General features: G+C 67.1%; 12 protein-coding genes. 7 read left to right on the top strand and 5 right to left on the bottom strand.

Features of this window, described 5'->3' with window-relative positions:
• Window positions 1-98 precede the first annotated feature (98 nt).
• The gene (locus ABLE94_RS07565) at window positions 99-509 is read left to right on the top strand and encodes a VOC family protein (RefSeq protein WP_348808463.1); all 411 of its coding nucleotides are present in this window, start codon (window positions 99-101) and stop codon (window positions 507-509) included.
• 22 nt (window positions 510-531) lie between these two features.
• Here ABLE94_RS07565 and ABLE94_RS07560 read toward each other — a convergent pair whose 3' ends face one another.
• On the bottom strand, window positions 532-1,608 hold the full coding sequence (locus tag ABLE94_RS07560) for a sigma-70 family RNA polymerase sigma factor (protein WP_348808462.1): 1,077 nt from the start codon (window positions 1,606-1,608) through the stop codon (window positions 532-534).
• 488 nt (window positions 1,609-2,096) lie between these two features.
• On the opposite strand from ABLE94_RS07560, the gene ABLE94_RS07555 reads away from it, so the two are divergent.
• Window positions 2,097-3,389 (top strand): ROK family protein, encoded by a 1,293-nt coding sequence (locus ABLE94_RS07555; RefSeq protein WP_348808461.1) that lies wholly within the window; start codon window positions 2,097-2,099, stop codon window positions 3,387-3,389.
• Window positions 3,390-3,556: 167 nt separating this feature from the next.
• Here the strand turns inward: ABLE94_RS07555 and ABLE94_RS07550 are convergent, their stop codons facing one another.
• Together ABLE94_RS07550 and ABLE94_RS07545 are read right to left on the bottom strand one after the other, a co-directional pair.
• Window positions 3,557-4,420, bottom strand: coding sequence for an ABC transporter permease (locus tag ABLE94_RS07550; RefSeq protein ID WP_348808460.1), 864 nt, complete (start codon window positions 4,418-4,420; stop codon window positions 3,557-3,559).
• Complete coding sequence (locus ABLE94_RS07545; protein WP_348806493.1) at window positions 4,417-5,415, bottom strand: ATP-binding cassette domain-containing protein; 999 nt, start codon at window positions 5,413-5,415, stop codon at window positions 4,417-4,419. Before ABLE94_RS07545 ends, ABLE94_RS07550 begins: the two co-directional genes overlap by 4 nt.
• 184 nt (window positions 5,416-5,599) lie before the next feature.
• Here ABLE94_RS07545 and ABLE94_RS07540 point away from each other — a divergent pair, with 184 nt between their 5' ends.
• Genes ABLE94_RS07540 through ABLE94_RS07525 form a run of 4 tightly spaced genes read left to right on the top strand, consistent with a single transcriptional unit; the run spans window position 5,600 to window position 8,773 of the window.
• The gene (locus ABLE94_RS07540) at window positions 5,600-6,016 is read left to right on the top strand and encodes a TOBE domain-containing protein (protein WP_348806492.1); all 417 of its coding nucleotides are present in this window, start codon (window positions 5,600-5,602) and stop codon (window positions 6,014-6,016) included.
• A 32-nt stretch (window positions 6,017-6,048) separates the two neighbouring features.
• On the top strand, window positions 6,049-6,822 hold the full coding sequence (gene modA, locus ABLE94_RS07535) for a molybdate ABC transporter substrate-binding protein (protein ID WP_348806491.1): 774 nt from the start codon (window positions 6,049-6,051) through the stop codon (window positions 6,820-6,822).
• Window positions 6,823-6,839: 17 nt separating this feature from the next.
• Window positions 6,840-7,622, top strand: coding sequence for an ABC transporter permease (locus ABLE94_RS07530; RefSeq protein WP_348806490.1), 783 nt, complete (start codon window positions 6,840-6,842; stop codon window positions 7,620-7,622).
• Window positions 7,619-8,773: a sulfate/molybdate ABC transporter ATP-binding protein gene (locus ABLE94_RS07525; RefSeq protein WP_348806489.1), complete on the top strand. Its 1,155-nt coding sequence runs from the start codon at window positions 7,619-7,621 to the stop codon at window positions 8,771-8,773. The genes ABLE94_RS07530 and ABLE94_RS07525 overlap by 4 nt, the downstream gene beginning before the upstream one ends.
• Here the strand turns inward: ABLE94_RS07525 and ABLE94_RS07520 are convergent.
• Both ABLE94_RS07520 and ABLE94_RS07515 read right to left on the bottom strand, forming a co-directional pair.
• Window positions 8,710-9,669: an adenylate/guanylate cyclase domain-containing protein gene (locus tag ABLE94_RS07520; RefSeq protein WP_348806488.1), complete on the bottom strand. Its 960-nt coding sequence runs from the start codon at window positions 9,667-9,669 to the stop codon at window positions 8,710-8,712. The two genes, ABLE94_RS07525 and ABLE94_RS07520, sit on opposite strands and share 64 nt — an antisense overlap.
• Before the next feature lie 80 nt (window positions 9,670-9,749).
• Window positions 9,750-10,922, bottom strand: a complete 1,173-nt coding sequence (locus ABLE94_RS07515; RefSeq protein ID WP_348806487.1) for a TetR/AcrR family transcriptional regulator — start codon at window positions 10,920-10,922, stop codon at window positions 9,750-9,752.
• Between the two features lie 129 nt (window positions 10,923-11,051).
• Between ABLE94_RS07515 and ABLE94_RS07510 the strand changes: the two genes are divergently transcribed.
• Window positions 11,052-12,263, top strand: a complete 1,212-nt coding sequence (locus ABLE94_RS07510) for an acetyl-CoA C-acetyltransferase (protein WP_348806486.1) — start codon at window positions 11,052-11,054, stop codon at window positions 12,261-12,263.
• Window positions 12,264-12,268: the final 5 nt, after the last annotated feature.

Genomic DNA, 12,268 nt, shown 5'->3' with positions numbered 1-12,268 from the left:
CCACCCGGTTACACGGGTCGATCGGCCTGGTCCCGCCCAACGAGTACGAGGCAACCTACTACGCTGGGGTCACTACCAGCAGGTAGCCCACCAACGAGGTGGCACGAAACCTGGGGTGCTTCAACCTGCCGGTCGTCGACGTCGCCCGCGCACGCGCGTTCTTCGGCCGGCTGGGTTTCTCCTTCGATGCTGTGTTCTGTGATCAGAACACAGCATGTATGCGGGTGAATCGGCAGACGATGGTGGTGCTGCACGCGCGGAGCCGCTTCGCAGGCTATGCCGCGACCCCGATCTGCGATCCCGGCCAGGCCCGCGAGACGGTGGTCGCGTTCTCCGCATCGACGCGTCAGGACGTCGACGTCTGCGTCGACGGGGCACTGGCCGGTGGGGCCACCGTACTGCGAGAACCCGAGGATCTCGGATTCATGTACTCACGCAGCTTCTGCGACCTCGACGGGCATGCCTGGGAGGTCGTCTGGATGGACGGATCGCGGATTTCTGCAGGGTGAGGCGGTTTCGAGACGTGGGCTTTCAGTCCCGTCCCACCTGGTGATACGCGCTGGGGCCGTCGGCGGGCGGGGCGTCATACGGTGCCGGTGGGAGCCCGAACCGGGCGAAGTCCTCGACCATGGTGTCACTGAAGAAGGCGACGACGTGGGCGAGAGTCGCGGACCCCGGATCGAGTTCGAGGACCTGGAGTTGGAAGGGGCGGTGGATGCCGTCGGGTTCGCGCATGTAGAGACCGAATGCGGGTTGACCGTTGGCGATGGTCGGCAGCAGAATCTGATCCCCGGCCTTCTCCGCCGGACAATTGCCGCGGATGAGTGTTCCGATGGCCTCGGCGCCCAGATACCACCCGGTGAACGGCGGCATCTCCCAGATGGACGAATCGGTGAAGAGGTCGACGATGGCGTCGACGTCGTACCGCTCGAAGGCCGACACGTACTTCGCCAGCAACTCGCGTTGCGCGGCGTCGTCCAGCTGCGCGGGCGAATCCTGTTCGGGGTGGGCATTTTTCAGCTGTACGCGAGCACGTTGCAGCAGGCTGTTGACGGTTGCGGTGCTCACCCCGATGGTGTCGGCGACCTCGGCGGCCTTCCACTGCAGGACGTCGCGCAGGATCAGCACCGCTCGCTGACGCTCCGGCAGATGCTGGAGGGCGGCGATGAAGGCCAGCCGGATGGATTCGCGCGCCCCGACGACGTAGGCGGGGTCGGCGTCGTCGCCGGGCGTGATCTCGTCGACGGTTCCCGCGTACGGCTCGAGCCAGGGCACTTCGTGATCCTGGGCGAGGGTGTCGGTCGGGTCGTACGCGTCGCCGCCGAGACCCGACGGCAGCGGCCTGCGCTGCCGACTCTGCAGGGCCGTGAGGCAGGTGTTGGTGGCAATCTTGTGCAACCAGGTGCGGACCGACGAGCGACCGTCGAACTTGTCGTAGGCGCGCCAGGCCCGCAGGAACGTGTCCTGGGCGAGGTCCTCGGCGTCGTGATGGGAACCCATCATGCGATAGCAGTGCGCGATGATCTCGCGTCGAAGCGGCTCGATGGCCTGCAGAAACTCCGCATCGGAGGTGGCCGAGGGCGTGGGGGTCGCGGTGGGGCCGGACATGTGATCAAGGCTACGTCGTGCCACCGACAGCTTCTACCGACGAGTTTTGCGCGCTGTGCGTCTAACCGGGGTGGAGTTCGCCGAACGGGCCTATTGTCGCCGGTGAACGCGTATGTGCGCAGGTCAGGATGCCGAAACGGTGGTGTGACGAACCCCCGTGAGGGTTGCCTCGCAGCGTCTGCCGTTGCTAGCTTTTCTCTCATGGCTTCGAGCGAGCAGACCCGTATCCCGGAGGTGACCTACATGATCACCGCCCTGGGATGTCGTCTGCCGTTTGCTCGTGTCCTGTGTTGTTGTCGCCGAATGCCCTGAATCGCCCTCTGACGCGCGTCTGCTCAGAATCCGACGCCCGGCTTGATTCCCCTTCCCATATGCGACAACTTCCATCCCACCGCCCTGATTGCGCGCGTTCCGGTGTGGTCCACGCCGACCACCGTTCGTTGGACGCCCATCGGCGCCTGTGGCACATTCACGAGGACACAAATCTGATGACCGCAACGATCGACCACCGCACCCGCACCGCGACGGCCCCCATCCGCACCACCAGGCCGCGGCCGGTTCCGGGTCCGGCGCCGGAGCGGGCGCACCGTAGAGGGGGTCGGGCCATTCACGTTGCGACTCCGCAGCTCGAGCTCTCCAACAAGCCCGCCGCCTTGGTGCTGCGTACCGCCCGGCTGTCCGGGCCGGTGTTCCGCGACGAGGCCGCCGAACTGACCGGCCTCTCGATCTCGACGGTGAACCGGCAGGTCGGGGCCCTACTGAAGGCCGGGCTGCTACGCGAACGCGCCGACCTCGCACCGGCCGGGGCCATCGGACGGCCGCGGCTGCCGTTCGAGCTCAATGTCGCGACCTACCTCACCCTCGGTATCCACATCGGCTACAAGGTCACCTCCATCACCACCCACGATCTGCTGCATCGGGTGGTCGGCGCGATCCAGATCCCCACCCCGGTCGCCGAATCACCCGAGCAGACGCTGTCGGCCATCGGCGACAGCGCCCGACGGTTCCTCGGTCGCTGGACCAATCGCCGCATCCTGTGGGCCGGCGTGGCCATCGGTGGTCGTGTATCGCCGGGCGGGTTCGTCGACCATCCGCGACTCGGCTGGGATCAGGCGCCCGTGGGGCGTGTCATCGCCGAATCGGTGGGACTGCCGGTATCGGTGGCCTCGCATGTGGAGGCGATGGCGGCCGCCGAACTCGTCGTCAATCCGTCCGAGGCCGACACCGACCAGCGGTCGAGTTTCCTCTATTTCTACGCCCGCGAAATGGTCGGCATCGCGTTCAGCGTCGACGGCACCGTGCACACGCCCGCGGGCGGTCCGCCGGTGATCGGCCACTTCCCGGCCGCGGGCACGACGCTGCTCGACCCCAACCGCACGGGACGACTCGAGCCGACGGTGAGCGACACCGGCGTCGTCGAGGCGGCGCAGTCACTGAACCTTCCCGTCGAGGACATCGAGGGTATCCTCGCGCTGGCGCGCGGCGGTGACGCCACCGCGCGCGCCCTGCTCGATGAGCGTGCGCAGGTGCTCGGTCGGACTGTGGCACTGATCGCCGACATCTTCAATCCCGATCACGTCATCCTCGGCGGTCAGGCCTTCACCGACTACCCGACCACCCTGCCGGCCGTTGCCGCGGCACTCCGGGAAACCTCGGTGATTCCGAACCGGGATGTGCGCGTATCGCATTCGGGTGCGACCGTGCAGCAGCAGGCGGCCGGCGCGGTGGCCCTGGACGCGATCTACAGTGATCCGCTCGCGGCATTGGCAGCGACGGAGTAGTAGCGGGCGCTGTCAGTGGAGAACCGGGCGCTGTCAACGAGATTCCGGGCGCTGTCAGTGGAGAATTGAGCGCTGTCAATGGAGAACCGGGCGCTGTCAACGGGATTCCGGGCGCTGTCAACGGGTTTCGAGCGCTGCCGACACCGGGCCGGGGTCCCGCCGTGGACTCAGTCCGCGGTCCGCTTGGCGTAGTTCCGTAGAGCGAACGGGGCAAACGCCGCGGTCAGGATCACCGCCCAGATGAGGGTGGCGAGCTCGGGATGACGCAGCGGCCACGCGGCGTCGGCGGGGGCGTCGGGGCCGTTGCCCCACAGCACCCGCATGCCCTGGACCATGGCCGACATCGGGTTCCACTCGGCGATCGCCCGCAGCCACGGTTGCATGTTCTGCGTCGGGACGAAGGCGTTGGAGACGAAGGTCAGCGGGAACAGCACCGAGAACATGAAACCGTTGACGGCCTCGACGCTGCGCAGCCACGATCCGATGAGGATGCCGAACCAGATCATCCCGAACCCGAACAGCAGCACCAGGGCGAATCCGAGGATGCCCTCGCCGACCGATGTGGTGATGCGCCAGCCGATGATGAGGCCGGTGATCGCCATCACCACAATGCCGATGGACGAGTGGATGAGGCTGGCGACGCTGCGCCCGACGAGCACCGACGACCGTCGGATGGGGAGCGAACGGAAGCGGTCGACGATGCCCTTCTCGAGGTCGGCGGTGATGCCGGTGGCGACGATGAACGCGGTGAATACGATGGTCTGCCCCATGATGCCGGGCAGCAGATACTCCTTGTAGCTGACGCCCGGTACGCCGAGGCTGATCGCCGGGCCGAAGACGTAGGCGAACAGCACCACGAACATGATCGGCTGGATCGTCACGTCCGACAGCATCTCCGGCATGCGTCGAGTGTGGATCAGATTGCGGCGCACCATGATCCATGACTGCTGTGCGAGATTGGTCTGGTGCACGGCCGGTCGGTCGACGGTGGCCGACGGCGCGGTGGATGAGGTGGAGGCGGTGGTGGTCATGCTGCTCCTTCGGTTTCCGACGCGTCGTCGGCGGTGTCTTCGGCACGGTGGCCGGTCAGGGTCAGGAAGACGTCGTCGAGGCTGGGGCGGACCAGGCCGAGGTCGTCGACGGCGATCTGCGACTCGTCGAACCAGCCGGCGATGCGGGTCAGATCCGACAGCCCCGACGCGGCGGTGGTGACGGTGCGTGCGCCGGCGTCGACGAACACCTCGTTGCCGGTGCGGGCCAGCAACTCTCGGGCCTGCGGGAGGGCGTCCTCGTCGGACAGGGTGATGACGACGCTGGCGGCGCCGGCCTGCTCCTTGAGCTGCATCGGCGTGCCGTGCGCGATCACCGAACCGCGGTCGATGACGACGATGTCGTCGGCGAGCTGGTCGGCCTCCTCCAGGTACTGCGTGGTCAACAACAGGGTGGTGCCCGCATCGACCAACTCGCGCAACACATCCCACAGCTCGTTGCGACTGCGGGGATCGAGCCCGGTGGTGGGTTCGTCGAGGAACAGCACCGGGGGTGCGGCCAGCAGTGAGACGGCGAGGTCGAGGCGGCGGCGCATACCGCCGGAATACGACCGCACCTGCTTGTCGCCGGCCTCGGTGAGTGAGAACTGCTCGAGGAGTCGCTCACTGCGCCGCGTCAGGTCACGCCGACCGATGCCGTACAGACCACCGATCATCTTGAGGTTCTCACGGCCGGTGAGGATCTCGTCGACCGTGGCGGCCTGCCCGGTGAGGCCCATGTTGCGCCGCACCGCTTCTGGCGAGTCGACGACGTCGTACCCGGCGATCCGGGCGGTGCCGCTGGTGGGCAGCGACAGCGTCGTCATCATCCGGACGATGGTGGTCTTGCCGGCGCCGTTGGGGCCGAGCAGGCCCAGGACCGTGCCGGTGGGCACCGAGAATGACACCCCGTCGACGGCCGTGAAATCACCGAACGTCTTGACGAGATCGATCGCCTCGATCGCGGGCGAGGCGGAAGGTGTGGGGTGTGCGCTCATGAGTCTCCACGCTAATCGACGGTAGGGGTGGTTTGGCCAGTGAATTTTTCGGTTGTCGTGCAATCCGCAGAGACCGACTCGGGCCGGTGCCCGAACTCATCGGTGACGGCGCGAATCGAGTCATCTAACCGCATCTGCGTGCCGTGGGCGCCACTTATCTCTCAGTTGCGGATAGGGTGAGCTCATGTCCTCCATTCGGGTCCGTGACGCCGCCGCATTGCTCGGGGTCAGTGATGACACCGTGCGTCGATGGATTGCGGCCGGAACGTTACCGACGACCACCGACAAGTCCTCCGCCGACGGTGCGGTGACGACGGTCGACGGGGCACGCCTCGCCGAGCTCGCCGTGGAGCGCGCGCGGGCGGCCGCCGACGACTCGCCGGTGCTGCGATCGGCCCGCAACCGCTTCACCGGACTGGTCACCGATGTCGAGATGGACGGCGTGATGGCCAAGGTCGGCATGCAATGCGGTCCGTTCTCGGTGACCTCGCTGATGAGTGCCGAGGCCGCCCGCGAACTCGGACTCGAGCCCGGGGTGGTGGCGACCGCCGTCGTCAAGGCCACCACGGTCATCGTCGAACGCAACGCGGCCGACCTCTGAGGAGGTGGTCGGCAATCATGACAGGAGAGTGCATGTCCAGGTTCGGAGAAATGCGTCGAGTCATCGGTGTACTGGTCGCGATTGCCGCGGTCACCGTCGCGGCCGCCGGATGCTCGTCGGATGACGACAGCAGTTCGACGACAATCCTGAATGTGTACGCGGCGGCGTCGCTCAAACAGACCTTCACCGCGATCGAGAAGGCCTTTGAGCAGCAGCATCCCGACGTCGACGTGAAGCCGAGCTTCGCCGGGTCGTCGGCCCTGGTCAACCAGATCAATCAGGGGGCCGACGCCGACGTGATCGCCACCGCCGACGAGGCCACCATGACCAAACTCGGCGACAAGGTGAACACTCCGCAGATCTTCGCCCGCAACACCCTGACCATCGTCACCGCCCCCGGTAATCCCAAAGGCGTGGAAAGCTTTGCGAGCCTGACCAATCCGGGCATCAAGACGGTGGTGTGCGCGGTCGAGGTGCCCTGTGGCGCCGCGACCGCCCAGGTGGAACGGGACTCCGGGATCGACATCACCCCGGTCAGCGAGGAGTCATCGGTCACCGCGGTACTGACCAAGGTGACCTCCGGTGAGGCCGACGCGGGTCTGGTGTACGTTACCGACGCCAAGGCCGCGGGCGCCAAGGTGACCGCGGTCGGCGATCCCGCATTCACCAACGTGGTCAACAACTATCCGATCGCCACACTGAAGGCGAGCACCCATCAGCAGTTGGCCGAGGAGTTCGTCCAGTTGGTGCTCGGCGACACCGGGCAGAAGGTCCTCACCGACGCCGGCTTCGCCCCGCCGGTCTGAGTCGGCACCGGTCGTTCGTGCGTCGCGTTCCCGTCTGGATTCACCTTCCGGCACTCCTCGGTGTCGGACTGATCCTCATCGGACCGATCGCGATCATCGTGCGGATGCCATGGGGAATCTTCTGGGAGTCGGTCACCTCGCCGGATTCGCTTGCGGCGCTGCGGCTCGGCGTCGTCACCGCGGTGATCAGCACGATCATCTGTGTCTGCCTCGGGGTGCCGATGGCCATCGTGTTCGCCCGGTATGACTCGATGGTGGTGCGCATCGTCCGCGCCCTGGTGTTGCTGCCGTTGGTGTTACCGCCGGTCGTCGGTGGTATCGCGCTGCTCTATGCGCTGGGCCGATACGGACTCGTCGGGCAGTACCTCGACCGGGCCGGGATCACCATCGCCTTCACCACACCCGCCGTCGTCATCGCCCAGACCTTCGTCTCGCTGCCCTTCCTGGTGATCAGTGTGGAGGGCGCATTACGCAGTGCCGGCGACGATTTCGAGAAGGTCGCCGCCACGCTGGGGGCCTCGCCGACGAGAACCCTGTGGCGGGTGACGTTGCCCTTGGTGGTGCCGGCGCTGATCGCCGGCGGTGTGCTCGCCTTCGCCCGTGCCCTCGGCGAGTTCGGGGCCACCATCACCTTCGCGGGCAACCTGCCGGGAACCACGCAGACCGCGCCGTTGAAGATCTACCTCGACTCGATCAACGACCCGCTCGAGGCGCTGCCGCTGGCGCTGGTGTTGATGGTGGTGGCGTTGCTTGTGGTGATCGGGGTTCACCTGCGACGCGGATCGGGGCGATTCGCGTGAGCGAGAAGGATTTCAGCTCAGATGATCCCGATGGTACCGGGCCGGTTCTTCGGGCCCGAGTGCGCTGCGATATCCCGCATCTGACCGCCGACATCGAGGTGGCTCCCGGAACCACGCTCGGTGTCCTCGGACCGAATGGCGCCGGGAAATCGACGTTGCTGTCGGTGCTGGCCGGATTGCGCCGCACCCCCGGCTCCACGGTGTCCTTCGGCGATCGCATCCTGCAGGGCGACGGTGTGTTTGTCGCGCCGCATCGCCGTAACGTGGTGCTGCTGGAGCAGAAGGCCCGGTTGTTCCCGCACCTGTCGGTGTGTCGTAACGTCGAATTCGGTCCGGCGGCACGGGGATTACCGAAACCGGCCGTGCGGGAGCGGGCACGGCGGTGGATGACGGCGGTCGGCGTCGCCGACCTGGCCGACCGCATGCCCGCCGGATTGTCCGGGGGACAGGCACAACGCGTCGCGATCGCGCGGGCACTGGCCACCGAACCCGACGTGCTCCTCCTCGACGAGCCGTTCGCCGCATTGGATGTCGATGTGGCCCAACAGATGCGATCACTCATGCGAGGGCTGCTCGCCGAACGGGCGGGAGCGACGCTGCTGGTCACCCATGATCTCGTCGATGCCGTCGGTCTGGCCGATCGGCTGGCGGTCATCGATCACGGCGCGATCGTGCAATCCGGGCCGACGACGACGGTCCTCGCTCATCCCGAAACACATTTCGCCGCAACCCTGTCCGGCGTCAACCTGGTGACCGGACGGTTCACCGAGCCGGCCACCGTCGTCGGCGCAGAGGGTTTGCGAGTGGTCGGCACCGCGATCGATGACCTCGACGCCGGTTCTCCCGCGGCCGCCGCGTTCTCCCCCCGCGCGGTGGCGCTGTATCCGCACGAACCACACGGGAGTCCGCGCAACACCTGGCGCGCGGAGATCGACGAGGTCGCACCGCGCGGTGATCGGGCGGTGGTCCGTGCACGGTGCGACGGGCACGTCATCGCCGCGGAGGTCACCTGGGAGTCGGTTGCCGAACTGGGCCTCGGGCCCGGCGCGCCGGTGTACCTGACGGTGAAGGCGACCGAGGTGCGGGTCTACGGCGCGGTGGGTGCGTCACCGGCGACCGGGCCGGGCTTCGCGGAACCGTCCGGTGAGTAATACTTGTTGGCCTCCAACACATATGCCTTGAGGCGACGGTATCCGCGGACCGACAGCGACGACATCGATTTCAGATAGAACGGCTCGGCGTCGACGAGGTGCCCGGCGAGTGCCTCGTCGACCAGCACGGTACCGGGGCGGGCCGAACCGCACAGCCGCGCAGCGATGTTCACCGGCTCGCCGAACAGATCGCCGAGACGGGTCAGGACGGCCCCCTTGGCCAACCCGACCCGCAACGGGGGAATGGGGTCGTGGTCGCTGAGCTTCTGGATCTCCAGCGCGGCGTCGGCGGCGTCGACGCCGCCGGAGAAGCTGAACATCACCGCGTCCCCGAGGGTCTTGATGACGTGACCGTCACGATCGGTGACGATGTCGAACACTCGGGACTCGAAGGTCTCGAGGAGCTTCTCGAGCTCACTCATCCCGATGCGGCGGGACAGGCTGGTGTAGCCGACGATGTCGACGAAGCCGACGACGAGGTCGAGTTCCTCGTCGGACTCGCGTGCGATGTCGGCCTCGAGCGCGAGCTTCAGATGGCGTCGCCAGATGAGGCGCTGGATCGCGTCCATCGCCGTGATCATCTGCTCCTGCGACCACGGGACATCGGGGTTGCGGTCGAGCTCGAGGAGTTGATCGGCCTGCCAATCGGTCAGGCGTGCCATCGTCTGGCCGATCGCCCGCGCGGTGGCGATCTGGGCGCCCTCGGGCAGGGTCTCCTCGGAGCTCGCGAACAGCCGTAGCGCCGCGGCCTCGTTCTCGGTGAAGATCTTGTCGTCGGTGTGACGATGAGCGAAACCGAAAGCGTTCCACAGTTTTTGTGCGTACTCGGGGGAGACGCCGAGGTAGTCGATCAGCTCGTCGCGGGAGTAGCGGGGCTCGTCGTCCGCGGTACTCATCGTGGGCGGTCTCCCGTCGTCGTGGTCGCGGGTGAGTTTAGCAAGCCCACGGGGACGGCATGCGGGACTCGCGCCGAGCCTCAGATCCCCAACACGCCCTTCGTCAGATACGCCATCCGGCCCGGGAATTCGGGCCGCGACGTCCCGCGACGCACACGGACCGCGTCGTTGACGATCGACAGCGCGGCATGCACGGCGACCGTGGCCTGTTCGCGGGGGATGTCGGGATGGGTTTGGGTCATCAGTTCCACCCAGCGCGCGACGTAGCGGCGTTGCACATCGAGGAGGTCGTTGGCGCTCGACTGGCCGGCGAGGACGGCGGAGTTGTTGAACGCGACCGACAGATCCGGGCTGGAGGTGATCACGCCGACGTACGAATCCACCAGCAGTGCAAGAATTTTCGCCGGATCGGAGGTGGTGCCGTAGGCCGCCATCGCACCGGCCTCCAGCCGGGTGGCGCTGCGCTGACCGATGCCGAGCAGGATGGCGAGTTTGGAGCTGAAATGCCGGTACACGCTCGGGCCGGTGATCCCCACGGCCGCGCCGATGTCGTCGACGCCGACTCCGGTGTACCCCCGCCGGGCGAACAGATCGGCCGCGGCGTCGAGGATCTCGTCGCGTCGGGTGCGCTCGCCGATGCCCATCGAGGGTGGCGCTGCCAGCGGTGGTGCGGTGTCCGGGCGCAGGGTGATCAGTTGGTGCACAAGGGATTCGATGCTCGCCAGGGCGCGGGCGGTGGACAGCCGGGTGCTGTGCACACCGAGGCTGCCCACGATCGACAGCGTCGCCCAGCAGACCTCGACGGCGTCGCGTTCGGGTATCGCGGTGGTGGTGGCGAGGACACCGGCCCATCGGTGCACCACGCCGCGGATGCGCAGCACCACCTCACGGTTCTCGTCGTCGCGCAGATGCTGGCTTGCCGAACGCCACAGCGACGTCGAGGCGGGATTGCGGACGCCGAGGGCGCAGACCGTCGAGATCAGATCGTCGAGGGTGGCAGTGTCGTCGGCCAGGACGCGGTCGGTGCAGGATTCGAGTTCGTCGACGCCGCCCATCACCGCGGCCGCGAGCAACGCGTGTTTGTCGGCGAAGTGCCGGTACACGCTCGGGGCGGTCACCCCGGCCGCGCGCGCGATGTCGGCCAGCGAGACCTGGGCGTAGCCGCGCTCGGCGAACAGCGTCGCCGCGTGGTCGACCAGCTGCTGCTTACGGTCGGCCGGGCGGGCGCGTCGGGGTGATCTGGAGGGTGACATGGTGAATCGACCATAGCGCACGTTCCCCGGATCAGATCAAGTCTTGACCTCGGGGTATGGTCAAACAAGTTATTCCGCGTTAGCCTGTCTGGGTAACCGTCTGATGGTTCATGTGAAAGGAACACACTCGTGGCCGATCAAGCATTCATCTACGAGGCGCTGCGTACGCCCCGTGGCAAGCAGCGCGGTGGAGCGCTGCACAGCGTCAAGCCGGTCGACTTGGCCAGCGGCATCATCAACGAGGTCCTGGCCCGTCACGGCAGCCTCGATCCCGCCGACGTCAACGACGTGATCCTCGGCGTCGTGTCCCCGGTCGGCGAGCAGGGTGGCGTCATCGCCCGTACCGCCGCGCTCAACAGCGGGCTGCCCGAGACCGTCCCGGGAACTCAGATCGATCGCTTCTGCGCCTCGGGTCTGGAGGCCACCAACCTGGCCGCCGCCAAGGTCGCCTCGGGCTTCGACGACCTGGTGATGGCCGGCGGTGTCGAGTCGATGTCGCGCGTGCCGATGGGCAGCGACGGCGGCGCCCTGTTCATGGACCCGGCCACCGCCTACGACAACTACATCACCCCGCAGGGCATCGGTGCCGACACCATCGCCACCATCGAGGGATTCTCCCGTGAGGACGTCGACGCCTTCGCCGTGGAGTCGCAGAATCGTGCCGAGAAGGCATGGACCAGTGGGTTCTTCGCCAAGTCGGTCGTTCCGGTACGTGACATCAACGGTGTCATCGTGCTCGACCACGACGAGCACCGCCGCCCGGGCACCACTGTCGAGTCACTCGGCAAGCTCAAGCCTGCCTTCGCCGCTCTCGCCGAGATGGCCGGGTTCGACGACGTCATCATGCAGCGTTACCCCGACCTGGAGAAGATCAACCACGTCCACACCGGCGGCAACAGCTCCGGCATCGTCGACGGCGCCGCGATCGTGCTGGTCGGCAGCGAGGCCGCGGGTAAGCGCAACGGTCTGACCCCGCGCGGCCGTATCGTCTCCTTCGCCGAGGTCGGCTCGGAGCCGTCGATCATGCTCACCGGCCCCACCCCGGCGACCGAGCTGGCTCTGAAGAAGGCCGGCCTGACCGTGGACGACATCGACGTCTTCGAGCTGAACGAGGCGTTCGCGTCGGTCGTGATGAAGTGGATGAAGGACCTCAAGATCCCGCACGAGAAGGTCAACGTCAACGGCGGCGCGATCGCCATGGGCCACCCGCTCGGCGCGACCGGCGCGATGATCCTGGGTACCTGCCTCGACGAGCTCGAGCGCACCGGCGGCCGTTACGGCCTGGTCACCCTGTGCATCGGTGGCGGTATGGGTGTCGCGACCATCATCGAGCGTCTCTGACCTTC

This window comes from Gordonia sp. VNK1, from assembly GCF_040049135.1.
In the GTDB taxonomy this organism is placed as follows: domain Bacteria; phylum Actinomycetota; class Actinomycetes; order Mycobacteriales; family Mycobacteriaceae; genus Gordonia; species Gordonia oleivorans.
This window is presented reverse-complemented; position numbering and strand designations above follow the sequence as displayed.